Origin of the sequence: Ruminococcus intestinalis (assembly GCF_014288065.1) — a bacterium.
GTDB lineage: Bacteria > Bacillota > Clostridia > Oscillospirales > Acutalibacteraceae > Ruminococcoides > Ruminococcoides intestinale_A.
The window spans coordinates 523,131-546,055 of sequence record NZ_JACOPS010000001.1 but is presented as its reverse complement, the minus strand read 5'-3'; the positions used below and the strand labels follow the sequence as shown (position 1 = coordinate 546,055).

26 protein-coding genes are annotated in these 22,925 nt (G+C 38.7%); 14 read left to right on the top strand and 12 right to left on the bottom strand.

All coding sequences use genetic code 11. The features are described from left to right. Positions 1-42: 42 nt before the first annotated feature. On the bottom strand, positions 43-1,854 hold the full coding sequence (gene recQ / locus H8R91_RS02760) for a DNA helicase RecQ (protein ID WP_186934771.1): 1,812 nt from the start codon (positions 1,852-1,854) through the stop codon (positions 43-45). Between the two features lie 112 nt (positions 1,855-1,966). Here recQ and H8R91_RS02755 point away from each other — a divergent pair, with 112 nt between their 5' ends. Genes H8R91_RS02755 through H8R91_RS02745 form a run of 3 tightly spaced genes read left to right on the top strand, consistent with a single transcriptional unit; the run spans position 1,967 to position 3,439 of the window. Then, positions 1,967-2,317 (top strand): arsenate reductase family protein, encoded by a 351-nt coding sequence (locus H8R91_RS02755; RefSeq protein WP_022234256.1) that lies wholly within the window; start codon positions 1,967-1,969, stop codon positions 2,315-2,317. Between the two features lie 9 nt (positions 2,318-2,326). Further along, entirely contained in the window at positions 2,327-3,082 is a 756-nt protein-coding gene (locus tag H8R91_RS02750; RefSeq protein WP_022234257.1) for an exodeoxyribonuclease III, read from the top strand. Beyond that, the gene (locus tag H8R91_RS02745) at positions 3,083-3,439 is read left to right on the top strand and encodes an NUDIX domain-containing protein (protein ID WP_366477122.1); all 357 of its coding nucleotides are present in this window, start codon (positions 3,083-3,085) and stop codon (positions 3,437-3,439) included. 71 nt (positions 3,440-3,510) lie between these two features. On the opposite strand, the gene H8R91_RS02740 is transcribed toward H8R91_RS02745, so the two are convergent. The 3 genes from H8R91_RS02740 to H8R91_RS02730 all read right to left on the bottom strand — a co-directional run bounded on the left by H8R91_RS02740 (position 3,511) and on the right by H8R91_RS02730 (position 6,426). Further along, complete coding sequence (locus H8R91_RS02740) at positions 3,511-3,882, bottom strand: RidA family protein (RefSeq protein ID WP_207722717.1); 372 nt, start codon at positions 3,880-3,882, stop codon at positions 3,511-3,513. A gap of 18 nt (positions 3,883-3,900) precedes the next feature. Beyond that, positions 3,901-5,094 (bottom strand): threonine ammonia-lyase, encoded by a 1,194-nt coding sequence (gene ilvA / locus H8R91_RS02735; protein ID WP_186934770.1) that lies wholly within the window; start codon positions 5,092-5,094, stop codon positions 3,901-3,903. Between the two features lie 186 nt (positions 5,095-5,280). Further along, the gene (locus H8R91_RS02730) at positions 5,281-6,426 is read right to left on the bottom strand and encodes a lysylphosphatidylglycerol synthase transmembrane domain-containing protein (RefSeq protein WP_186934769.1); all 1,146 of its coding nucleotides are present in this window, start codon (positions 6,424-6,426) and stop codon (positions 5,281-5,283) included. A 211-nt stretch (positions 6,427-6,637) separates the two neighbouring features. Between H8R91_RS02730 and H8R91_RS02725 the strand changes: the two genes are divergently transcribed. Together H8R91_RS02725 and H8R91_RS02720 are read left to right on the top strand one after the other, a co-directional pair. Continuing rightward, positions 6,638-7,075 (top strand): hypothetical protein, encoded by a 438-nt coding sequence (locus H8R91_RS02725; protein ID WP_186934768.1) that lies wholly within the window; start codon positions 6,638-6,640, stop codon positions 7,073-7,075. 14 nt (positions 7,076-7,089) lie between these two features. Further along, positions 7,090-7,494, top strand: a complete 405-nt coding sequence (locus H8R91_RS02720; RefSeq protein ID WP_186934767.1) for a CBS domain-containing protein — start codon at positions 7,090-7,092, stop codon at positions 7,492-7,494. Positions 7,495-7,682: 188 nt separating this feature from the next. Here the strand turns inward: H8R91_RS02720 and H8R91_RS02715 are convergent, their stop codons facing one another. Genes H8R91_RS02715 through fabF form a run of 3 tightly spaced genes read right to left on the bottom strand, consistent with a single transcriptional unit; the run spans position 7,683 to position 11,022 of the window. Then, complete coding sequence (locus H8R91_RS02715; protein ID WP_186934766.1) at positions 7,683-8,096, bottom strand: acyl-CoA thioesterase; 414 nt, start codon at positions 8,094-8,096, stop codon at positions 7,683-7,685. An 11-nt stretch (positions 8,097-8,107) separates the two neighbouring features. After that, the gene (locus tag H8R91_RS02710) at positions 8,108-9,769 is read right to left on the bottom strand and encodes a class I adenylate-forming enzyme family protein (RefSeq protein ID WP_186934765.1); all 1,662 of its coding nucleotides are present in this window, start codon (positions 9,767-9,769) and stop codon (positions 8,108-8,110) included. A gap of 26 nt (positions 9,770-9,795) precedes the next feature. Next, positions 9,796-11,022, bottom strand: coding sequence for a beta-ketoacyl-ACP synthase II (gene fabF, locus H8R91_RS02705; RefSeq protein ID WP_186934764.1), 1,227 nt, complete (start codon positions 11,020-11,022; stop codon positions 9,796-9,798). Between the two features lie 546 nt (positions 11,023-11,568). Here fabF and H8R91_RS02700 point away from each other — a divergent pair. Together H8R91_RS02700 and H8R91_RS02695 are read left to right on the top strand one after the other, a co-directional pair. Then, on the top strand, positions 11,569-12,477 hold the full coding sequence (locus H8R91_RS02700; RefSeq protein ID WP_186934763.1) for a LysR family transcriptional regulator: 909 nt from the start codon (positions 11,569-11,571) through the stop codon (positions 12,475-12,477). A gap of 168 nt (positions 12,478-12,645) precedes the next feature. After that, positions 12,646-13,857 (top strand): iron-containing alcohol dehydrogenase, encoded by a 1,212-nt coding sequence (locus tag H8R91_RS02695; protein WP_186934762.1) that lies wholly within the window; start codon positions 12,646-12,648, stop codon positions 13,855-13,857. A 168-nt stretch (positions 13,858-14,025) separates the two neighbouring features. Here H8R91_RS02695 and feoB read toward each other — a convergent pair whose 3' ends face one another. Together feoB and H8R91_RS02685 are read right to left on the bottom strand one after the other, a co-directional pair. Next, positions 14,026-15,936 carry a ferrous iron transporter B gene (feoB, locus tag H8R91_RS02690; protein ID WP_186934761.1) on the bottom strand — a complete coding sequence of 637 codons (1,911 nt, stop codon included), beginning with the start codon at positions 15,934-15,936 and terminating at the stop codon, positions 14,026-14,028. A gap of 27 nt (positions 15,937-15,963) precedes the next feature. Next, entirely contained in the window at positions 15,964-16,209 is a 246-nt protein-coding gene (locus tag H8R91_RS02685; protein WP_186934760.1) for a FeoA family protein, read from the bottom strand. A 192-nt stretch (positions 16,210-16,401) separates the two neighbouring features. Between H8R91_RS02685 and H8R91_RS02680 the strand changes: the two genes are divergently transcribed. The 3 genes from H8R91_RS02680 to H8R91_RS02670 are packed head-to-tail and all read left to right on the top strand — an operon-like array spanning position 16,402 to position 19,178. Then, the gene (locus tag H8R91_RS02680; protein ID WP_186934759.1) at positions 16,402-17,106 is read left to right on the top strand and encodes an N-acetylmuramoyl-L-alanine amidase; all 705 of its coding nucleotides are present in this window, start codon (positions 16,402-16,404) and stop codon (positions 17,104-17,106) included. 12 nt (positions 17,107-17,118) lie between these two features. After that, entirely contained in the window at positions 17,119-18,483 is a 1,365-nt protein-coding gene (radA, locus tag H8R91_RS02675) for a DNA repair protein RadA (RefSeq protein WP_186934758.1), read from the top strand. Next, a complete protein-coding gene (locus H8R91_RS02670; protein ID WP_186934757.1) occupies positions 18,480-19,178 on the top strand; it encodes a DUF6873 family GME fold protein in 699 nt (232 codons plus the stop codon). Before radA ends, H8R91_RS02670 begins: the two co-directional genes overlap by 4 nt. 136 nt (positions 19,179-19,314) lie before the next feature. On the opposite strand, the gene H8R91_RS02665 is transcribed toward H8R91_RS02670, so the two are convergent. The 3 genes from H8R91_RS02665 to H8R91_RS02655 all read right to left on the bottom strand — a co-directional run bounded on the left by H8R91_RS02665 (position 19,315) and on the right by H8R91_RS02655 (position 21,599). Further along, the gene (locus tag H8R91_RS02665) at positions 19,315-20,313 is read right to left on the bottom strand and encodes a tyrosine recombinase XerC (protein ID WP_186934756.1); all 999 of its coding nucleotides are present in this window, start codon (positions 20,311-20,313) and stop codon (positions 19,315-19,317) included. A 530-nt stretch (positions 20,314-20,843) separates the two neighbouring features. Continuing rightward, positions 20,844-21,323 carry a DUF2726 domain-containing protein gene (locus H8R91_RS02660; RefSeq protein WP_186934755.1) on the bottom strand — a complete coding sequence of 160 codons (480 nt, stop codon included), beginning with the start codon at positions 21,321-21,323 and terminating at the stop codon, positions 20,844-20,846. A 9-nt stretch (positions 21,324-21,332) separates the two neighbouring features. Continuing rightward, complete coding sequence (locus tag H8R91_RS02655; RefSeq protein WP_186934754.1) at positions 21,333-21,599, bottom strand: helix-turn-helix domain-containing protein; 267 nt, start codon at positions 21,597-21,599, stop codon at positions 21,333-21,335. A 140-nt stretch (positions 21,600-21,739) separates the two neighbouring features. Here H8R91_RS02655 and H8R91_RS02650 point away from each other — a divergent pair, with 140 nt between their 5' ends. The 4 genes from H8R91_RS02650 (at position 21,740) to H8R91_RS02635 (ending at position 22,898) form a co-directional block, all read left to right on the top strand. Beyond that, positions 21,740-22,021, top strand: coding sequence for a hypothetical protein (locus H8R91_RS02650; protein ID WP_186934753.1), 282 nt, complete (start codon positions 21,740-21,742; stop codon positions 22,019-22,021). Between the two features lie 160 nt (positions 22,022-22,181). Beyond that, positions 22,182-22,424: a hypothetical protein gene (locus H8R91_RS02645; protein WP_186934752.1), complete on the top strand. Its 243-nt coding sequence runs from the start codon at positions 22,182-22,184 to the stop codon at positions 22,422-22,424. A gap of 14 nt (positions 22,425-22,438) precedes the next feature. Further along, positions 22,439-22,612: a hypothetical protein gene (locus tag H8R91_RS02640; RefSeq protein ID WP_186934751.1), complete on the top strand. Its 174-nt coding sequence runs from the start codon at positions 22,439-22,441 to the stop codon at positions 22,610-22,612. Between the two features lie 136 nt (positions 22,613-22,748). Then, positions 22,749-22,898, top strand: a complete 150-nt coding sequence (locus H8R91_RS02635) for a hypothetical protein (RefSeq protein ID WP_186934750.1) — start codon at positions 22,749-22,751, stop codon at positions 22,896-22,898. The last annotated feature ends 27 nt before the right edge of the window (positions 22,899-22,925 follow it).

The following is a 22,925-nucleotide window of genomic DNA, read 5'->3' as shown; positions in this document are numbered from 1 at the left end:
ATACCATTTCAATGTTAAATTATAGAAATGGTATGCCGTATTTTAAAACTTTTCTTCCTTATATTCCTTAATAATCTGGATAAATTCTTTTGCGTATTTTTCATGCTTTTTAATAACGACACCGGATATTCTTAAGAAATCATTTTCGTTTGTCGGAAGTTTTACGCACATATCACGCAAAGATGCTTCGGTGAATATAACATACGGAGGAACGCTGGCTTTATCCGCAAGATATTTTCTGCGCTCCTTAAGTTTGTCAAACAACACCTTATCGACCTCTGTATGCTGAATTTCTCTGTGCAGCTCCTCTTTAACGGCGAGGCGCATTGTAAGGCTTTTTTGCCCTTTCAAAATCGGATATGATTTTTGCGTTACCTTTAAAACAGGGTATTTGTCCTCGGTTTGAGTTATATACTCTTCGTCAATAAGCCTTGTTATAAGCTCGTTTATAACCGTACTGCGCTTGTCACTCATTATGCCATATGTAGACTGATTATTTAACCTGTATTTGTAAATATTCTCGCTTTTTGAGCCTGCAAGCACGGCGGATATTGTAGAAGTGCCGAACCGCTGCCCTGTTCGTATAATGCAAGAAAGAATCTTCTGCGAATCTACCGTTACATCAGCAAGCTTGTATTCTTTAAGGCAAGCCGAGCAGTTTTTGCACTCGTTTGTGTGATACTCACCGAAGTAGTTTAGAATATAATTTCTAAGGCAGGTGGTAGATGTACAGTAACCTACCATTTCATTAAGTTTATAGTAATCATTTTTCTTGATTTTTTCACGCTGTTCTTCGGTAAGTTCGGCATTCTCGTCATTATTTTCAATAAAAAATTTTTGTGTATGAACATCACCGGGGCTGTACAACAAAACACAATCGGAGTTTTCGCCGTCACGACCTGCTCTGCCTGCCTCCTGATAGTAGTTTTCAAGATTTTTCGGCATATTATAATGCACCACAAAGCGCACATCGGGCTTATCAATTCCCATTCCGAAAGCATTGGTTGCAACAATCAGATTGCATCTGTCATTAATGAAATCGTCCTGATTTTTGCTTCGTATTTTATTGCTCAATCCTGCGTGATAAATAAGCGCATCATAGCCGTTTTCATTGAGAAAATCGCTGACTTTTTCTACATTTTTACGGGTAGCACAGTAAATTATTCCGCTCTGATTTTTGTGTTCGCTCACAATGGCAAGTAATTCTTTTTGCTTGTTTTGCGGACGCTTTACGGCGAAGAACAAATTTTTTCTGTCAAAACCCGTTGTTATTTCAAAAGGATTTTTAAGGCCGAGCAGATTTAGAATATCCCTTTTTACAGCGTCGGTAGCCGTTGCCGTAAATGCAGAAACGACCGGTCTGTCATCAAGTTTAGAAATAAAATCGGATATTTTCAAATAGCTTGTGCGAAAGTCGTGACCCCATTGTGACACGCAGTGCGCTTCATCAACCGCAATCAGAGAAATTTTTATACTGTTGCAAAGATTAAGAAAAGCGGGCGCTTCAAGCCTTTCGGGCGCAACATAAATCAGTTTGTATTCGCCTCGCATAGCGTTATAAATTGCTTTCGACTGTTGGGTGGAAGTAAGCGTGCTGTTAATGTATGCCGCTCTGATTCCGTTTTGATTAAGCGAAGTAACCTGGTCTTTCATCAACGAAATAAGCGGAGAAATCACAATTGCAATTCCGTCCGACATAAGTGCCGGAATCTGATAGCAAATCGACTTTCCGCCGCCCGTAGGCATAATACAAAGCGCATCTCTGCCGCTTGAAATATTATCTATTATATTTTCCTGACCGTCACGAAACGAATCGTGGCCGAAGTATTGTTTTAGAAGTTCAAACTTATCCATAATAAATATTATATATAAAATCAAAATTATTTTCAAGCAAAGAGCCGAAAATGTTGATTATTAGCCGAAAATATTTTATACTATAGTTGTATTTTTTATTTGGAGTGATATTATGTTATTTTTAGAATATCCGAAATGTTCGACCTGCAAAAAGGCTAAGAATTTCTTAGACAGCAAAGGTGCCGATTACGAGGACAGACACATTGTTGAAAATAATCCGACAGCCGAGGAATTAAAGCAATGGCACGAAATGAGCGGACTTGACATTAAAAAGTTTTTCAACACAAGCGGTATGCTTTATAAGTCAATGAATTTAAAGGACAAGCTGCCGCAAATGTCGCTTGAAGAAAAATATCAACTGCTTGCAACCGACGGAATGTTAGTAAAACGCCCCATTCTCATTAACGGTGATAAGGTACTTACAGGATTTAAAGAGGCAGAATGGGAAGAAATAATAGGATAAGGAGCAATTATGAAGAAATTTATATCTTGGAATGTAAACGGTTTAAGAGCCTGCGTAACAAAGGGCTTTCTTGACTTTTTTAATGAAGTAAATGCAGATGTATTTTGCTTGCAGGAAACAAAATTGCAGGCAGGACAGATCGACTTGCAGCTTGACGGCTATCATATGTATTGGAACTACGCCGAAAAAAAGGGATACTCGGGCACTGCGCTTTTCACAAAAGAAGAGCCGATAAGCGTAACCTACGGACTTGGAATTGAAGAACACGATAAAGAGGGCAGAGTGATAACCGCCGAATTTGAGGACTATTACTTTGTGACCTGCTATACGCCAAATTCCAAAAACGAGTTATTAAGACTTGATTACAGAATGGTTTGGGAGGACGCTTTCAGAGAATATCTGAAAAATCTTGAAAAAACAAAACCCGTAATCGTATGCGGCGACCTCAATGTTGCGCATAATGAAATTGACCTTAAAAATCCTAAGACAAATCGCAAAAATGCAGGCTTTACAGATGAGGAAAGAGGTAAAATGACTGCGCTTTTAGACAGCGGATTTACCGATACTTTCCGCTATTTTTATCCCGACAGAGAGGGAATATACTCATGGTGGTCATACAGATTTAAAGCGAGAGAAAAGAATGCAGGCTGGCGTATTGACTATTTTCTCACATCAAAAGCCCTTGATTCAAGACTTGTCAGCGCCGATATTCACACAGAAGTTTTCGGCAGCGACCATTGCCCTGTTGAACTTGTGATTGAATAAATTAATCAGCCTATTAAATGCGAAAAATCTTGCGGAGCTGTTGTATTTACAAAAGAAAACAACGAATATAAATTTTTAATTGTGCAGCAGCTTCAAGCCTTTCATGGATTTCCAAAAGGGCATATGGAAGCAGATGAAACAGAAGAACAAACCGCCTTACGAGAAATATTTGAAGAAGTCGGTGTAATAGTTTATTTTCTTGCTGAATATAAAAATCAGAATGTAAAATTTCAAAAGTCTGAATTATCAGCCGTTAAGCTGTTAGCGTTTGATGAGGCTTACAATACTTTTGAATATGAAAGCTCAAAAAGAATACTGTCTGCGGCCTATGATCATTTATCTAAAGCAGTTTGCTAAGCAAAAAACCTGCACTCTATAATTAAAGTGCAGGTTTTTGTTTTGAAAAAATCAACAGATTTTATACAGAATTAAACTTCGGCGATTACTTCAACTTCAACGAGTACATCCTTAGGGAGCTGTTTTACAGCTACGCAGGAACGGGCAGGCTTTTCTGTGAAATACTTGCCATATACGGCGTTGAATGCGGCAAAATCGTTCATATCCTTTAAGAAACAAACTGTCTTTACAGCCTTTTCAAGTGAACTGCCGGTAGCCTCGAGAACATTCTTAAGGTTTGTGCAAACCTGTTCTGTCTGTGCCTCAATTGTTGCAGCCTCAACATTTCCGCTTGCAGGGTTAATTGCAATCTGACCTGATGTAAATACAAGACCGTTTACTACAACTGCCTGTGAATATGGGCCGATAGCATCGGGAGCATTTTTTGTATAGATTTTTTTCATAATAAATTCCTCCATATATTATACAAGCTTAAAGCCTGCGTTAATAAGTGCGTCTGTAATTTCTTTTACATGGTCAAAGTTTCTTGTTTCAAGTACAATTCTTAGGTAACAGCCGTTAATATCAGTACCCTCGCTTGCACGCTCGTGGTGGATAGAAATAACATTTCCGCCCTTGTCAGCGATAATATCGGCTACCTGCTTGAGCTGACCCGGTTTATCCTGAAGTTCAATGCAAAGTGTCTGTGATCTGCCCGATCTTAAAAGACCACGCTTAATTACTCTTGAAAGGATAGTAACATCAATGTTGCCGCCCGAAATTACGCAAACAACTTTTTTGCCCTTTACAGGAAGTTTGTTGAACATTACAGCTGCGAGAGGTGCAGCGCCTGCGCCCTCGGCAATCATCTTCTGTGATTCAATAAGTTTTAAAATAGCAGATGAAATTTCATCATCGGTTACGGTTACAATGTCATCGACATACTTCTGAACATACTTAAATGTGTGCTCACCCGGTTCTTTAACCTGAATACCGTCAGCAACAGTTGATACCTTGTCAAGATGAACAGGCTTACCTTGTTTGATTGACTCGTACATTGACGGAGCACCCTCTGCCTGAACACCGTAAACCTTGATGTTAGGGTTAAGGCTCTTGATTGCGCAAGCAACACCCGAGATAAGTCCACCGCCGCCGATAGCACAAACAACAGCGTCTGCGTCAGGCAATTCTTCAAGAATTTCAATACCGATTGTACCCTGACCTGCAATTACATTTTCATCGTCAAACGGATGAATAAAAGTATAGTTATGTTCGTCACGAAGCTCACAAGCCTTATTGTAGGCATCATCATACACACCCGGTACCATACAAACCTCTGCGCCGTAACCCTTTGTAGCCTCAACCTTAGAGATCGGAGCGCCGTCAGGCAAGCAGATAAGTGATTTAATACCGTATTTTGTTGCGGCAAGCGCAACACCTTGAGCGTGATTACCTGCCGAGCAAGCAATAACACCACGCTTCTTTTCTTCTTCTGTGAGCTGAGAAATCTTATATCCCGAGCCTCTTACCTTAAACGAACCTGTAATCTGCAAATTTTCAGGCTTAAGGTAAACTTCGCAATCATCGCTGATAGCGGTTGCCTTAACAAGCGGGGTAGGGATAACTACATCTTTAAGTACATAAGATGCGTGATAGATTTTATCAAGTGTAACCATATAAATCTCCTCTTTCACTCTTATTACTTTATAATTATAAATCAGAATTGAACCAAAAACAAGTTTTTTTGCAATATTCTTCAAAAAATATTGCATATTTCTGCCGTAATTATTTATTTGATTTACATAAAAGAAAGTTCGGCACATTATCATTGCTTTTTAATGTGCCGAACAGTAAAATTATGCTTATTCTGTTTTTATTTCTTCAAGTTCGTTTTCGTCGGAAAGTTCATTTTCCTTAATGGCGTCATCAATTCTTTTGCCCTTTGTAAGGTAAGAGAACGGAGCGGAAATTAATATTGCGCCGTAATATGTAATAAATCTCCACAACAGGATTGCAGGCTTAATTTTGTTTGCAAGTCCCACAACAAAGAACGGGCCAAAGTACATTGTAAACGCAAGCTCTGCGCCACCGGATGCGCCCGGCAGAGGCACAAGGTTTGAAGTAAAGAGTACAAACGACTGAATACAAATTGTATCAAGAAAATTAAGCGGAACCTGACCGTGCTCAACGGCAATGCTGTGCATATCAAAAGAAAGATATACAAAATACGGAACAGAGAGGATAGCAATTACTTGCAGTGCAACGAGAGTATAAAGCAACATCATACGCTTTTTATTTTCATAAAGCAGTTTGTTGCCTGTATGGAAAAGCTCAACCTGCTCTTTAAGCGATTTCACTTTTTTATCCGGATTTTTGATAAATTTGAATTTATGTAAAATTTTATCTATAAACTTAATAATTTTACCTGTAATTTTCGGACTGAACGATACAACCAAAAACAAAACGGTAACAACTGTTTGGGTCAAAAAGCCGAGTACGATAAACAGGGTAGACCATATATTGGTAAAAGCCGCTTTAAAATAATCAAACTTTATTATAATGGCGAGTACGCTGAATACTCCCGTAACAATCTGATAATAAACAAATTTTTGCGTCATACACGCCGAGCCAAACCCGACTCCGACTTTCATTTTTGAAAGAAGATACAACTGCATAGGTTGTCCGCCTGTGTTGGACGGAGTGACAGCACCGAAAAAAACACCGACCAGCGCAACTTTGAGAGCGTCAATAAATCTGAAATCGGGATATTGTATTCTAATAAGTATCTGCGTTACAATACTGTCTATAACTATATTCATATCAAATGCGACTATGCCTGCAATTATCCATCCCCATATAAAACCGTCGGGTGAAGAAAGCAAGTCAATCATTCCGTTTTCGGAAACGCAGAAAAAGACTATAAGATAAAAGGTAATGCCAAGAACTATTATATTAAAAATAAGCTTTCCGCTTATTCTAAAGCGTTTTCGCTTTTTCTCGGTGTTCAAGAAATCTCCTCCAAAATTTTCTATTCACAAAAATGTGTACTTTAATATAATACAATCTTTTTTCTGAAAAATCAATTTACAATTCTGTCACTTATGCACTTTTGTTGTAAAAAATATATATTTTGCGATAATTTGTAGAATAAAGCACTTGAGAATTATCAAAAACTGTGATAGAATTAATAAAAACAAACAATATATTTAGGATGATTTAATGCAATTTTTTAATTTTTACGGAATACCCGTTATTGCGGCTTTATTTATAATCCGGATGATTTTCAGATGTATTGACAAAAAGTACAAGCCGCCGAAAGACACGGTAAACAGAGGATTAAAAGCATTTGAACAAATCGGCGGTTTTGCGGTAATCTTCTGTATGGTATGCGGATTTGGAATACAGGGTAAAGGATTTTTGTCGGAAACAATGCGCAACTTTTGGATTGTTTCAACGGTATTTTTAATTTTACTGCACATTGTAAGTTGTATAATGTTTTATCGCAGCAGAAACCACACACTGCATATGATGACGGCAATTTTTCCGAGTATAATTTTTATTCTTACAGGCTTGCTTGAGCAAGACCCGCCGCTTTTGTTGTTTGCAATTATATTTGCAATAGGCAAAATATATATGACCGCCAAATCTGAAAGTTAATTCGGTGAAATAAAATGAACATTGTAATGCTATTAAAACCAAAAGAAACAGTGGCTTATATTTATGAAGACAGCACCATAAGACAGGCACTTGAAAAAATGAAAGCGCACAGCTACACCGCAGTACCTGTTATTGACGAATACGGCAAGTATGTCGGCACAGTCAGTGAGGGCGACTTTTTATGGTACATAGTCGAAAAGCAAACGCAGGGTATGAAATCGCAGGAAAAGTATTTTGTGCGTGACCTTATCCGCACCGACTTCAACCCGTCTGTAAAAATAAGCGTTGATATGAAAGAGCTTTACGAGAGAGCCTTGAATCAGAACTTTATCCCTGTCACAGATGATTTGGGAGTATTCATAGGCATTGTAACCCGTAAAGATTTAATCAGCCACTTTGTTGACAAAAGTAAATTATAAAGTCAAATCCAACTTAAAATCCATACTGAACAACAAACCCTCTGTAAGTTTTTGCTTACAGAGGGTTGCTTATTTTATCGGTTCTGTTTTATGTTGGTACTTTAATGAATTGTGTTTTGGCAAATTTTTATAATTACTTGACAAAGTATTACGCTAAGCAACAATTCAACAAACCTTTAATAAAGAACTTATATTAAATTTTGCAATGTTTCATACAAGTTTGCGTCAGCTTTTTTAATAGGCATAGGTTTGTTTGAGCGGTTTACACAGCAATGCGTGGTTCTGCCTGTTGTTGCGAGAATATCAGAATCGGCAAATCTGATTTCGTATTCAAATTCCATTTTTGCTGCCGACATCTTAGTAAGTTTTGTTATGATGTAAACCTTATCGTCAAATTTCAGAGGAATAATGTACTTTGCGTATGCGTCAACAACGGCAATAGAAACACCTTTATCCTCAAGTGCTCTTACATCGCAGCCGATTTGCTCCATAAAGTCACATCGTGCTTCCTCAAAGAACCTGATATAATTTGAATGATGGACTATGCTCATCATATCGGTTTCATAGTAATTGATTCTTCTTGAATATGGTTTTATCTGCAAAAAATCACCCTTTATTTTTTAATAAGCAAACCGTTTTTCAAATCTTCTTTAGCCTGCTGTCTTATTTTGAAGTGTTGCTTTTTACCTGTCGCCGTATGTGGCAATTCTGTCACAAAGCGGTAATATCTCGGAGCCTGATACTTTGAAATATCAGGGGAATTTGCGCAAAATTCAAAAAGCTCCTTGGCAGTAAGGCTTTCGTCCTCGGGAATAACATAGGCTGCAACGCTTTCGCCACGAACACTGTCAGGCACACCCGTTACTATACATTCCGAAACTTTAGGGTGCTTATTGATAGCCTCTTCGATTCTTGCAGGGTAGATATTTTCGCCCTTGCTGATAATCATATCATCTTTTCTGCCCGAAATTGTGATAAATTGATTTTCGTCCCAAGTGCCTACATCGCCTGTGTACATCCAGCCGTCGGCAAATTTATCCTTTGAGGCTTTTTCGTTGCCTACATAGCAATAGGTTGTCTTACCGGGGCACTTAATAATTATTTCGCCCTCTGTCTTGCCGTCACAAGGAACAGTATCATCGGGATTTGCTTTTCCCTCATCGTAAACATTTACGATTCTTACCTCATCATCGGTACATGAACGACCTGCAGAACCTGACATTTCAGGTAAATCGTACGGGCGTAAAAATGTATTCCAAAATGTTTCTGTTGTGCCGTAGCCGTTAAAAATATTAGGTGTAAGCACATTCTGAAAACGAATACAAGCCTCTTTTTCAAGCGGACTGCCCATAGTTATTATACCCTTTAAAGAAGAAATATTCTTAGGGTGCTTTTCCTGTCGGCTTGCAAGCAGAGTGAGAATTGACGGTACACCTGTTATAAAAGTAATCTTATTGCTCTCTACATATTCAAGGCAGGTCTTAGGGTTAAAATTACGCATAATTACAATACATCCGCCTACATACAAAGTAGGGGTAGGACCGCCCGAATGTAAACCGCCACGGTGGAACCACGGCGTCATATTCATTGTAATGTCGGTAGGGTTGAGCGGGAAATGCATAATTACATCGTGTGCCGAAAGCACTTCGTTTACATTGTTGAGCGGAACACCCTTTGGTGTGCCTGTTGTGCCCGAAGTCTGCAAACGAACAACCTCATCATATATATGCGGCTCAAAATCAACAGGCGGATTTTCTTCGGAGGCATTTTTTATATAGTCCTCAAAAAGAATATGTCCCTGCGGAAGCTCGATTTCTTTACCGGAGTTGTTTACGGCGATAATTATCTTTGGAGTATGAGAAGTGATTTCAAGAGCCTTTACAACGGTATCAAGGATTTCTGTGTCATACATATATACAGTAGGTTTGTTGTGACCGATGATTTCCGCCGTTTCGCCCGGAGAAAGATTAAAGTTTGCGGGATTACCGATAGCGCCGAGTTTTTGCGGTGCTATATATCCAAGCAAAAATTGTGTAGAGTTAAAAAGCTGCATAAATACAACATCGCCCTTTTTAACACCGTCTGCTTTCATGGCATTTGCAAACTTATTTGCAGCTGTGTTTAATTCTGTATATGTCCACTTTATGTTATGGGCAGGGTCAATAACAGCTGTTCTATTGCCAAAACGGCGAACATTTCTCATAAAGCCGTTAAGCCATGTAAATTCGCTTTCAAATGTTTTTACAAACATATCTGTATCATAAGTAAACTGCATAAATTTCTCCTTTATATCGTTAGGGATTATCCCTTGTATCTGCCTACAATAATGCTTGAATTCTGTCCGCCGAAGCCAAATGCGTTCGACATAGCATAATCTATTTCGGCTTTCTTTGCTGTGTTAGCGACAAAGTCTATTCCGCTGCACTCGGGGTCAACTTCATTTAAGTTGATTGTCGGCGGAATTACTCCTGTTTCAATAGCCTTTACACAGGTAATAACTTCTGTAATGCCGCCTGCGCCCATCATATGACCTGTAGCGCCCTTAGTTGAACTTACATACGGAAGTTTGTCACCGAACACACTTTTGATTGATGCGGTTTCTACAGTATCGCCCTTATTTGTAGCTGTGCCGTGAGCGTTTACATAACCTATCTGTGATGCGTCGATATTTGCCTGTGCAATAGCCTGTTTCATACAAGCAATAGCGCCTCTTCCTTCCGGATGCGGAGCTGTTACATGGTAAGCATCATCTGTGTTGCCGCAGCCAAGAACTTCGCCGTAAATCTTTGCGCCTCTTGCAAGTGCGTGCTCCTCGGTTTCGAGAACAAGCGCACCGCCGCCCTCTCCGATTACAAAACCATCACGGGTAACATCAAAAGGTCTGCTTGCGGTAGCGGGGGAGTCGTTTCTGCGTGAAAGTGCCTTTGCGTTTGCAAGCGAATAAATTACGAGCGGGCAGAGAACTGACTCCGCACCGACAGCGAGCATTACATCGGCTTTGCCTGTCTGCATACACATACAAGCTGTGTTGATTGCATCGCCGCCCGATGAACAAGCTGTGCTTACGGTAAGGCTCGGACCTTGAATATTGTGGTCGATTGCGATATTTGCAGCGGCAATGTTGCCGAGAATTTTAGGAATAAATCTCGGGCCTACCTTTTTATGTGCAGCGCCCGAAAGTGCGTCTTGAGTGAACGCAATTGTAGCAATGCCGTTCATAGCTGTACCCATTACAATACCTGTGCGTTCAGGTTCAATTTCAAGGTTGCTCTGCTTTAAAGCCTCCTCTGCAGCAATATATGCATACTGCATAAACGGATCCGTTTTTCTGATTAAGTCTTTCGGCATATAATCCGACGGGTTAAAATTCTTTACTTCGCCCGCAATCTGAACCGCAAGTTCAGATGCGTCAAAACTTTTGATTGTGTCTATACCGGACACGCCTGCTGTGATATTTTTCCAGTAAGTATCTACACCAATGCCGATAGGTGTAACTGCGCCCATACCTGTAATAACTATTTTTTTCATAACTGCTCCTTGCCGCATAATTATTTATAGTTTTATAGTATTTGATTATTATTTGATTTTTGCATACTATTATGCTATACTCAAATTATAGCAGAAAGGAAAGAATTGGTCAACTAAAGTTTTAATGTAATTATTTATCAATTTTGACTTATTTATTCACTTCCTGCATAACAAGATACAATTAGCGAAAGGAAAGTTAATTTATGTGGGATAAACCGGTTAAAATGCTTTTCACTTCCGGATTTATTCCTGCATTATTGTCTAAAACAATTATTACTGTAATATATAATTTCTGCGGATTCCGCTTTTCTTTTGCGTGAAAAGAAAAGCTCCAAAAGAAAGCACGCTTAAGAGAACAGGGCTTTCGAGGCCCTTTTCCCTTAAGTATCCTTTTTTCCCACACGACCAAAGGTCAGCGACCTTTGGAATCTTCTGACTTTTTATTTATAGTTAGTTTTTATTAATATTTTGTTTTTTAAAAAACATTATTGACTTTTTATAATTCAATTGCTATTTATCTTATATCATAGAAAGGAAACTTTATTTATGGACATAAATCAGTTAAAGTGCTTTATCTCTGTGGCACGCACTCTGAATTTTTCGGAGGCGGCAAGGCGTAATTATGTTTCGCAGTCAACAGTAAGCCGATATATAATAGACCTTGAAAAAGAATTTGGGGTACAGCTTTTTATACGCTCGCACCGTGATGTTCTCCTTACAAACGAGGGCAAGACTTTGTTGCCGTACGCAATAGAAATTGTAGAAACCTTGAACAAAGCCACATCTATAATAAAGCAGATGCATGACGGAGGAAAGGGAAGAATTACGGTTGCGTGCGACCAAACTTCTTTTTCGTTTCCGACAAAATGCATAAAAGAATTTCGCAAGCGTTATCCCGATATTACGGTTGATGTAAAAGAACTTGACGGTTCGGAAAACGGCAATGTACTCGGCGGCGATTATGACTTTTGCTTTATGCCGAGGGATATGCTCCCCGAAAGCTCATCTGTCGAGTCTATAGTAACCCACAGCGAACAGCTTTATGTAATTGCGGACAAAACAAATACTGCGGCAAAGCAGAAAAATATTTCTATGGCTGACCTTGCAAACGAAAAACTTGTACTTCTTTCTGAAAATGTTTCTCCCATACTGTATATGGAGGTTATGGATTTATACCGCACTTTTCATATTTCACCCAAAATCACAAATACATTTGACGATGTAAAAAGTATGTATATGGCAGTGGCGGCTGGTATGGGAATTTCTATTGTTCCGAGTTCACTGCTTAATTTTTCATCGGACAAAAGCTGTTCAAGCATACCGCTAAGCGATGCTGACACAAGCATTTCTTATGTTATGGCGTGGAGTAAATCCGCTACCAATCCCGTTGCAAAGCATTTTCTTGAGCTCGTAAAAGAGTATGCAAACGATGTTGATAACATTTACGGGTTATAATGTGACTGTTTTGTGATTATATATAATAATATTTGTGATGTAATAAAAACTTTTCTATATTTTCACATAAATTTTACTTAAAAACCCTTTACTTTGGAAATAAAAGGTGTTATAATATCCTTAGTCAATAAAAAAGTGACTAATATTTCCTATTAGGGGGTCATAATAATGTACAGATTTACATTACCAAGAGATCTTTATCACGGAAAAGATGCTCTTTCAAGTTTAAAAACACTCGAAGGCAAAAAAGCAATTTTAGTAGTAGGCGGCGGCTCAATGAAGCGTAACGGTTTCCTTGACAAGGCTGTTGATTATTTAAAAGAAGCAGGAATGGAAGTTAAACTCTTTGAGGGTGTTGAGCCTGACCCATCTGTTGACACAGTTATGAAGGGCGCAGCCGTTATGAGAGAGTTTGAGCCTGACTGGATTGTAGCAATGGGCGGCGGCTCACCGATTGATGCGGCAAAGGCTATGTGGGCATTCTATGAGTATCCTGAAATCACTTTTGAGGATCTTATCACACCGTTCAGCTTCCCTAAATTAAGACAGAAAGCAAAATTCTGTGCTATTCCGTCAACTTCCGGTACAGCTACAGAGGTTACGGCTTTCTCTGTAATTACCGACTACGACAAGGGTATCAAGTATCCGCTTGCCGACTTCAACATTACTCCTGATGTAGCTATTGTTGACCCGTCACTTGCTGAAACAATGCCTAAAAAACTTACAGCTCATACAGGTATGGATGCTATGACACACGCAATTGAGGCATATGTATCTACTCTTAACTGTGATTATACAGATGCTCTTGCACTTCACGCAATTAAGATGATTCACAACGACCTTAAAAAGTCATATGAAGGCGATATGGACGCTCGTGATGCTATGCACAATGCACAGTGCCTTGCAGGTATGGCATTCTCAAACGCTCTTCTCGGTATTGTTCACTCAATGGCTCATAAGACAGGTGCTGCATTCTCGGGCGGTCACATTATTCACGGCTGTGCAAATGCTATGTACCTTCCAAAGGTAATTAAATATAATTCCAAAGATGCTACAGCAGCCGAGCGTTATGCACAGATTGCTAAATTCATCGACCTTAAGGGCGAAACAACAGAAGAACTCGTTGACGCACTTATCGCAGAACTTCGCTCAATGAACGATCAGCTCGACATTCCGCAGGCTATTAAAAACTACGGTCCGGGCGGCGTTAAGGCTGATGTAAGCATTATCGACGAAAAAGAGTTTATGGATAAGCTCCCCGAAACAGCTAAGAATGCTATCGCAGACGCTTGCACAGGCTCTAACCCTCGTCAGCCAAGTCAGGAAGAAATGGAAAAACTCCTTAAGGCTTGCTACTATGACCTCGAAATTGATTTCTGATTAATTTCCGAATAATTAAACAATAAGTTTTTTCATTATAATCTCCTTTTCTTTATACTTAATCTATGAATTCTAATTATAATATTGTTTTCATTTGATAACCTCAAAGCCTGCCCTTGCATAATGTAAGGGCAGGCTTTCTGTTTGGATTTTTTAAATTAAGTTGATTTACATAATATGAGAAATCAGATAGCAAAGCGCTATGCCAATCATTGTCGGCATAACTATCGAAAACATCGTCCAGCCCATACTACCAGTTTCTTTTTTGATTGTAAGGCAGGTTGTGGAGCATGGGAAGTGGAAGATGCACATTACTATTGTACAGATTGCCGTTGTAAGCGTCCAGCCGTTTTGCGTAAGCAATGCAAAAAGTTCCTCATAACTTGCAAAATCAGTCAGCGTACCCGTGGAAAGGTACGACATAATTATTATCGGTATGACGGTTTCATTAGCGGGAAAGCCGAGTACAAAAGCCATTATAATTACACCGTCAAGACCTATGGCTCTGCCGAACGGGTCAAAAAAATCCGTACAATACGAAAGCAGTGAGCTGTCTACAATATAGATATTTGCAAGCAGCCATATCAGCGCTCCTGCCGGAATTGCTACTATAACCGCTCTGCCAAGTACAAATAAGGTACGGTCTAAAAACGAACTGACTATAGTTTTTAGAATTCTCGGCTTGCGGTACGGCGGAAGTTCAAGCGCAAAAGCCGAACGCTCGCCGCTTAACAGCGTTACAGACAATATTTTAGACACAAACATTGTCATCATAACCGCAAAAAGTATCAGTAAAACAAGGATTAACGCTATGCTTATTGAACTTGCAAATACGCAGGCACTGCCCGAAAAGAATATTGTAATCAGCGCAATAAGCATCGGAAATCTTCCGTTGCAGGGCATAAAATTATTTGTAACTGTCGCAATCAGTCTTTCTTTAGGTGATTCTATTATGCGACAGCCCGTAACTCCGCAGGCATTACAGCCGATTCCCATTGCCATAGTCAGACCTTGCTTGCCGTGCGCACCGCATTTTGAAAAGAATTTGTCAAGATTAAATGCTATCCTCGGTAAATAGCCAAAGTCCTCTATCAGCGCAAACAGTGGGAAAAATATCGCCATTGGCGGCAGCATTACCGCAACCACCCAACTGAGTGTCGTGTATATTCCGTTTATAAAAAAGCCTTTTATAAAATCCGGTGCATTAAAAAAATCAAATACATATACCAAACCTACTTTTATATATTCAAACAGTTCGCTCAAAAGGCGGCTCGGATAATTTGCGCCGACCGCAGTTATCCAGAAAAGCAAACCGAGCAAAAGTATCATAATAGGTATTCCCGTAATTTTAGAAGTAAGTATTTTATCAAGCTTTTTGGTTTTTTCGCTTATGTTTTCACCGCATTTTTTTATACAGCGACTGCATATTTCCTTTGACCGAGCGGCAAGAAATTCAGTGTTTTCTTTGTGCTTTTCCTTATTAAAAATATCTATTCCGTCATACAGCCTTGTAACACGAAAGCATTTTGTTTTTTCGGTGCAGACATCGTAAATTTTCTCTCGGATTTTTTCAATATCGCTTTTCTTTGTAGCATTGGTGCTTATAACAGGTATGCCGAGATTCAGCGACAGCTCATCTTCGTCAATAACAAAACCGTTTTTACAACATTCGTCGCTAAGATTGAGGCACAGCACCGCTTTTTTCGTTACCGAAAGAACCTGTAGGGTAAACGAAAGATTCCGTTCAAGCACGCTTGAATCAATTACAATAACCGTGCAGTCAATGTCATCTCTGACAAGAAACTGCCGTGAAACTTCTTCTTCGGGTGAAAAAGAAATCATAGAATATGTGCCGGGTAAATCGACGACGGAAAAACTTTTGTCTTTGATTTTTGTGCACCCTTTGGCATACTCAACGGTTTTGCCCGTCCAATTGCCCGTGTGCTGTTTCATACCTGTAAGCGCATTGAAAATCGTGCTTTTTCCGACATTAGGATTGCCGGCAAGTACCACATTGTAGTCTGTATTGTTGCACATTTTTCCGTTTGCCTCTGTTTTACGGCTGTTTCTTGTCAGCAAATAAAAACCTCCCAACTTTTTAATTATTTATGCGTAATCCCGATTTAGGCGTACCGTAATTTTACTGCAATCGCTTTCTCTAAGCGCAATTACCGTTCCTTTTGACAAATACGCTGTCGGGTCGCCAAACGGACTTTTCATTATCGGCACAATTTTCTCACCCTCTGTTATGCCCATATCAAAAATTCTGTTTTTTATGCCGTTGCCGCACTCGACACTGTCTATATAAACCTCGCAATTCAGCGGAATTTTGTCAAGAGTTGTTTTTTCCATTAACTTCACCTGAATTTTCTGTACATCGCATATAGGTGTGCGCCGTACTTACATTTTGATTACTAACAGAGTATTCAGACAAAACTATATAGTTACAATTTTAGTTTAGCCTTTAAAATTTACATTGCCTATGTTATAATTGTTATAAGCAATGCACTCCGCACATAAAAATAAAACGGGGTGTTCGGCTTTATGAAATTTAAGAAAATCTTGTATTTTACAATATGTTTTATTCTTATAATTGCTTTTGTTTTCCTGATTACAATGGCTTATTTTCGCCTTAATGTACTGACGAGTGAAAGTAATGTCAGCGAAAACACGCATACTGTAATAATCGACGCAGGTCACGGCGGTGAGGACGGCGGCGCTGTAAATGATAACAATGTGGTGGAAAAAGACCTTAATCTGCAAATATCCGTAAAACTTGCGGATATGCTTACTCTGTTCGGCTATAAAACAGAGCAAATCAGAACAGAGGACAAATCCGTATATACGCAAGGCGAAAATGTGCGACAGCGCAAAGTTTCCGATATGAAAAACCGTCTTTCTGTATTTAATTCAAATCCCGAAAATGTGGTAATCAGTATTCATCAGAATAAGTTTACCGAAAGCAAATACAGCGGAACGCAAGTTTTTTATTCACCTAACAATCCGCAGAGCGCCGATCTTGCAGAGAGTATCAGACAATCTGTAAAAACTATGCTCCAGCCCGACAATGAAAGGGAATGTAAGAAAGCGGATAAAAGCATTTATCTTTTAAAAAATGCGACTGTGCCCGCCGTAATTTGTGAATGCGGATTTATCTCTAACGAAAGCGAATGTGCAAAATTGCAGGACGATACCTATCAACAAAAAATGGCTTATGCGATAGCTGTCGGACTGATGAATGTTTATTAAAGGAAGTTTAATATGGCAAAAATTAAAAGTGTATATATATGCTCGCAGTGCGGCTACGAATCACCGAAATGGTACGGAAAATGTCCGACCTGCGGCGAATGGAACACAATGGAAGAAGAAATCAAAGAAAGCGTGAAAGCTGCGCCTGCCGTAAAAAGAAAGGTAGCTTCTGCGCTTTCTTATCCTTATTCAATTACGGAAATCACCACTGAAAACGAGCACCGCTACGATACGGGCTGCAGCGAACTTAACCGTGTGCTTGGCGGCGGCATTGTAAAGGGCAGTCTTATTTTGCTCGGAGGTGACCCGGGTATCGGCAAATCAACCGTGTTACTGCAAATATGTCAATATCTCGGCAACTCAATGAAAGTGCTTTATGTATCGGGCGAAGAATCGCAAAGACAGCTTAAGTTAAGGGCAAACCGACTCGGTGTAAATTCTCCGAATCTTTTTGTAATGACCGAAACCGATGTAGAAGTAGTGTGCGAACAAATCCGTGCTGAAAAGCCCGATATAGTAATGATCGACTCAATTCAGACAATGAATCTTACAGAATTAAGCTCCTCACCGGGCAGTGTAACGCAGGTCCGAGAATCGACAAACTGCCTTATGCGCACGGCAAAGTCGCTTGATATTCCAATGTTTGTGGTAGGTCATGTAAACAAAGAGGGTTCAATTGCGGGTCCGAAAGTGCTTGAGCACATCGTTGATACCGTACTGCACTTTGAAGGTGACAAGCAGATGTCATGCAGAATTTTAAGAGCAGTCAAAAACAGATACGGTTCTACAAACGAAATCGGCGTGTTTGAAATGACCGACACGGGACTTGTGGAAGTGCCCAATCCGTCTGTAATGTTGCTGTCGGGCAGACCGAAAGGCGTATCGGGTACTTGCGTAACCTGTACAATTGAGGGTTCTCGTCCTATTCTTGCGGAAGTTCAGGGACTTGCAACGCAAAGCGGCTACGGCAACGCTCGAAGAATGGCAACGGGCTTTGACTACAACCGACTTTCGCTTTTGCTTGCCGTGCTTGAAAAAAGAGCGGGATATTATTTTTCAAACAATGACGCTTATATAAACATTGTCGGCGGTCTTAGAATTGACGAACCTGCCATTGACCTTGCGGTCGCAATGGCGCTTATCAGCAGTCTGAAAGATGTTCCGATTGACGAGAATGTTGTAGTGTTCGGCGAAATCGGTCTTGCCGGCGAAATCAGGGCGGTTTCTCAAGCTCAATTAAGAGTAAACGAGGCTGTAAGGCTTGGATTTACAAAAATCATTCTTCCGTATCACAATCTGAAAGCCGTAAAATGTGACGGTGCAGAGCTTATCGGAGTTAAAAATATAAGACAGGCCTTTGAGGCAGTCAGCATATGAGCGCCTTTGTAATGTCCGACAAGTACCCGAAACTTTGCAAAGCAATTGAAAATTTTGGGTACGATATTATACCGTCGGATAAAATTTTACAATTTAATACACCTGAACAGCGGCACATTGATATGCAAATGCTAAAAATCAACAACGATATTTTTCTGCTTAAAGAATGTAATAATTTAAAAAGACTTCGTGAAAACAAAGATTATAATATAATTCTTTGCAAGAACAATATTGACGGTAAATATCCGCATTGCGTGGCACTTAATTGCCTGTATATCAGCGGAAAATTATACGGCAGGGAAGAGGCTATAGATGTTTCAGTCAAAAATTACTGCAAGGAAAACGGCATTGAGATAGTCGATGTAAAACAAGGTTACACACGCTGTTCAACTGCGGTTATCGGTAAAAACAGCGCCATAACCGCCGACAGCACAATCTATAATGCGCTTACCAAAAACGGAATTGATGTTCTGAAAATCGACAGCGGAAGCATAAGACTTGACGGATACGATTACGGATTTATCGGCGGTGCGTGTACAATGATTGATGACGGTACTGTAGCGTTTTTTGGTGATATAAAAACTCACCCGAACTTCCGAAAAATCGAAAGATTTTGTATAATTCATAATGTGAAAATAATTAATTTAGCAGAAAATAAACCGCTTACAGATGTAGGCGGCGCAGTAAAGATATGACAAGCCCCGGCTTTGAAAAAATCAAAGTCGGGGCTGTTTTTTTATTAGTGCCTTTATCAAAAGTTGGGGTAAATTATGGTTTAGATTAAATAATTTTAAAATTTAGGTCAACATTATAACTCGTAATAAATTTTTATTATTTTTCATCGGATTTTTTATTGGATTTTTGCTTTACCTTAGACAAAGGATTTTTCTCGGCGGCATTTTTCATCTGCTCGGAACTTAAGTGGGTGTAAATCTCGGTTGTGCCGAGGTTTTCGTGACCGAGCACATCTTTTAGCACTCGTATGTCAACTCCGCCGTACTGATACATCAGCGTTGCCGCAGTGTGCCTTAGCTTATGACAGGAGTAGCCCTGTGCATTCAGACCGATTTTTTCAAGATATTTATACACCATAGCCTGTATGGTTTTTACGCTCATTCTGCGGTGATTTCGGCTGATAAACAGCGCATATTTGTCCTTAACGCCGTCAACGGGCCGCACCCGCATATAATTTTCGATTGCGGAAACGCAGGCGGAATTAAGGTAAATAATTCGTTCTTTGTTGCCCTTGCCGACAACACGCATAGTGTCATCCTGATGAATGTCCGTGTAATTCAAAGACGCCATTTCAGACACACGCAAGCCGCAATTTAAAAACAGCGTGAGAATACAGTAATCACGCTCCTTATAATCACCGTCGACTGCATTCAGCAATTCAAGACTTTGCTCAAGCGTAAGATACTTTGGCAAAGATTTTTTCTTTTTGGGAACTTCAAGCTGCTCAACAGGATTGCTGTCGAGCACACATTTTTTTGTTGCGAGATAGTTAAAATACCCCTTAAGGCTTGAACATTTACGGGCACGGGTAACATTTTGATTTTTGCGCTCACGCTGAATATAATTCATAAATTCATATGCGTCGTTCAATGTGACGGTTTTCACAAGTTCAAGGTCAACATTAGAAATCGAAATGTTCTCAAATTCAGAATCATTCGGAACAAGTCCACGCTGTAATTTTATAAATCTGAAAAATGTACGCAAATCTATGTAGTACTCATCAACGGTTTTCTGTGATTTTCCTTTGACCGTCTGCATATAAAACAAGTAATCCTTGATTATCTGCGGCGCTTCATCTATGAAAGAAATACTCATTTAAATGCTTCACCTTTCCCCTCAATTATACAAAATATGCCTTGCGAGTATAGTTAATCTTCCCTCAATTATACAAAACATTGATTGCTAAGAATTTGTATAATTTATTCTTTACTTATAATAATACAGATTTTTATAAATTGCAAATTTTTATTCGGGAATTTAAATTTAGAATTTTCTGAAACTTTCTGCTCGGATAAGGGAGCTTGCGACCGTGGGTGCAGGGGGCTTGCCTCCTGCTGGGTAAAGGGCAAAGCCCTTTGTCAACCTTTTATGCGAGCTGTAAGAGTTTAAGCGTGGTACGCATTTTGTTTATATAATAAGTCTGAGCGCTGCACAAAAGCAAGAGCTCGCCCTTGTCAACATTCGCCTTGCGGTTCTCATTCTTTTTCTGCACTATGTTATAATGCGCTATCGTTCTTATTTTTTACATTAATTTAAAAATGCAGAAACTTTCCAAAAAGAAAAAGTCGGATTTTTAGTCCGACTTAACGCCCCTCCGCTAACAGGGGGGTACAACTTACAATTAATTATCTTATGATGTTTTTCTTCCTCAAAATATATACTATTATCGGCTCTAATGAATTAATATTAAAATTATAACTTCTTATAAAGTCAATCCCTGCGGCTGTAAGTGCGTTATTTACAAAAGCATCTCTTTCTATACGGTTTTGTTTTTGGTGGCTCTTATCGTCAAGCTCTATAGCTGCTATCATTTGCATAGTGTATTTATGTGTTAATACAAAATCTATATGCTTTGATTTAATTTTACCGAAGTAACTCATATACTCTTGATTTGTTATTTTGCCTTTATCTACTTCAATTATATCAGCTAATCGCATTTTTACTTGAACAGATAAATTATACTTATCTGCTAACTGAACTAAATTATAGTAAAATCTGTATTCGTTATTAGTTAATAATTTTCGTTCCTTGTACGGATAGAAACCGTTTGTATTTATGTATTGCATTTGTTTATATTGTGGTAATGGGTTATATGTGTTGTTCATTATTTCACCTTATTTCATTTGTACATTTCCATAATTTATATTTATGTTGTTTTTTATTGACCAGTTTGGTTTTGGATTTTTTGTAAGTCCGAGTATGTAATCAGCTGAAACATTATAGAATTTACATAATGTTATTAGATGTTCTATTGGCAATGGTCTTTTGCCATTTTCGTATTGAGCGTAATAACTTTGTGTAGTTCCTAATATCTTTGCTATATCTTTTTGGTATAAATCGTTATCTTCTCTAAGACTTTTAATGTTTTGTGCATAATTCATATTTTAAAACCTCTTTTTTGTTACTTTAGTAGATTTTACCATAGTTCACATATTAACTATTGTATTTAGTTGATATGTGAACTATAATAATATTAGATAGTTCATATATTGACTACACTAAATAATAGGGGACATTAAAAATGCTTGAACAGAAAGAACTTAAACTATTTAGACTTAATGTAAATAAATCAAAGATGGTAAAACTTTGTCGGTCTTATTTTCATTTACTTAAAAATAAAAAATTTAACGATTTCTATTTTTTTAAAAGCGGTAGTTTTTTTAAACTTGAGTGCGGTAGTTATGAGTTTTACTTATCTGTTTGTATTGGTAAAGTAAGATTATCTGAACGCAATTCTGATGTTTCTTATATCGTTGATTATGACGATTTATTCAAATTCGATTTAGTCAAAGAAATATGTTAATCACTCGGTTTAGGCAACATAAAAAAGACACAAATTAGAGCAATTCTCCCGGTATGCATAACGGAGTATGTAACACTACGATTTTTAAGTTACTTAATGTCAAGTCTTTCCGAGTGCCCCTAATAAATCTATTCAAAAAAATTCAATCAAGGAGGTAAAAATGAAAGTAAAAATTATAGGTAAGCGATCAGGAAGTTTCACCGACAAGAAAACAGGTGAGTTAGTCAGCTTTGGTAAGATGTCTTGTATAATTCCTTTTCCTCTTGATCAGAAAGATTCCGAGGGTGAACAAGCTCTTGAAGTTTCTGTTCGTCCTGATGTGCTTGTTAATGTTCCTGTTCCGTCCGAAGCTGAACTTGACTTCAATCAATATGGTTCACTTATCGGCATTAACTTACTTTAATGAGGTGTAAAAAAATGCAGTATGTTTTTTCTTTGCTGATTGTTGCGTTTGCTATTTTCGGATTTATTGACTTTGTTAAAAGTTGTGTTAACTATTTTAAAGAGTACATCGAAAAATTGAGGTGCAAAAAATATGGAATTATCGACGCAACCGACAACGCAGGCGATTCAGAAAATAGCGACACTTGATGAATTACTTAGTCAATCGCAACTGACGAACAGTATTTTACTTTTTGTGCTTGCTGTTGCCGTTGGTGTGTTTGTATGTTATCTATTGTACAAAGCTCTGACATTCTATGATATTTTTTAAAGGAGGTGTAGCGTATTGGATTTTGCTATTACAGCTGAATTAATTAAACCTATTCAGACTGCTATCGACTCCGGTCTTAGTACTCTTGTACCTGTGGGTATCGGTATTATGGCTGTGTTTGTGGGTATCTCTCTTATTCCGAGAATTATTTATAAGTTCCTTTAATTCTCTGTGTGAGCCGTTCCCCTCGTG

Excerpts from the sequence above, each read along its gene's own strand:
- recQ (WP_186934771.1), bottom strand. The coding sequence starts at position 1,854 with ATGGATAAGTTTGAACTTCTAAAACAATACTTCGGCCACGATTCGTTT.
- H8R91_RS02755 (WP_022234256.1), top strand. The coding sequence starts at position 1,967 with ATGTTATTTTTAGAATATCCGAAATGTTCGACCTGCAAAAAGGCTAAG.
- H8R91_RS02750 (WP_022234257.1), top strand. The coding sequence starts at position 2,327 with ATGAAGAAATTTATATCTTGGAATGTAAACGGTTTAAGAGCCTGCGTA.
- H8R91_RS02740 (WP_207722717.1), bottom strand. The coding sequence starts at position 3,882 with ATGAAAAAAATCTATACAAAAAATGCTCCCGATGCTATCGGCCCATAT.
- ilvA (WP_186934770.1), bottom strand. The coding sequence starts at position 5,094 with ATGGTTACACTTGATAAAATCTATCACGCATCTTATGTACTTAAAGAT.
- H8R91_RS02725 (WP_186934768.1), top strand. The coding sequence starts at position 6,638 with ATGCAATTTTTTAATTTTTACGGAATACCCGTTATTGCGGCTTTATTT.
- H8R91_RS02720 (WP_186934767.1), top strand. The coding sequence starts at position 7,090 with ATGAACATTGTAATGCTATTAAAACCAAAAGAAACAGTGGCTTATATT.
- H8R91_RS02710 (WP_186934765.1), bottom strand. The coding sequence starts at position 9,769 with ATGCAGTTTACTTATGATACAGATATGTTTGTAAAAACATTTGAAAGC.
- fabF (WP_186934764.1), bottom strand. The coding sequence starts at position 11,022 with ATGAAAAAAATAGTTATTACAGGTATGGGCGCAGTTACACCTATCGGC.
- H8R91_RS02700 (WP_186934763.1), top strand. The coding sequence starts at position 11,569 with ATGGACATAAATCAGTTAAAGTGCTTTATCTCTGTGGCACGCACTCTG.
- H8R91_RS02695 (WP_186934762.1), top strand. The coding sequence starts at position 12,646 with ATGTACAGATTTACATTACCAAGAGATCTTTATCACGGAAAAGATGCT.
- H8R91_RS02685 (WP_186934760.1), bottom strand. The coding sequence starts at position 16,209 with ATGGAAAAAACAACTCTTGACAAAATTCCGCTGAATTGCGAGGTTTAT.
- H8R91_RS02680 (WP_186934759.1), top strand. The coding sequence starts at position 16,402 with ATGAAATTTAAGAAAATCTTGTATTTTACAATATGTTTTATTCTTATA.
- radA (WP_186934758.1), top strand. The coding sequence starts at position 17,119 with ATGGCAAAAATTAAAAGTGTATATATATGCTCGCAGTGCGGCTACGAA.
- H8R91_RS02670 (WP_186934757.1), top strand. The coding sequence starts at position 18,480 with ATGAGCGCCTTTGTAATGTCCGACAAGTACCCGAAACTTTGCAAAGCA.
- H8R91_RS02665 (WP_186934756.1), bottom strand. The coding sequence starts at position 20,313 with ATGAGTATTTCTTTCATAGATGAAGCGCCGCAGATAATCAAGGATTAC.
- H8R91_RS02660 (WP_186934755.1), bottom strand. The coding sequence starts at position 21,323 with ATGAACAACACATATAACCCATTACCACAATATAAACAAATGCAATAC.
- H8R91_RS02655 (WP_186934754.1), bottom strand. The coding sequence starts at position 21,599 with ATGAATTATGCACAAAACATTAAAAGTCTTAGAGAAGATAACGATTTA.
- H8R91_RS02650 (WP_186934753.1), top strand. The coding sequence starts at position 21,740 with ATGCTTGAACAGAAAGAACTTAAACTATTTAGACTTAATGTAAATAAA.
- H8R91_RS02645 (WP_186934752.1), top strand. The coding sequence starts at position 22,182 with ATGAAAGTAAAAATTATAGGTAAGCGATCAGGAAGTTTCACCGACAAG.
- H8R91_RS02640 (WP_186934751.1), top strand. The coding sequence starts at position 22,439 with ATGCAGTATGTTTTTTCTTTGCTGATTGTTGCGTTTGCTATTTTCGGA.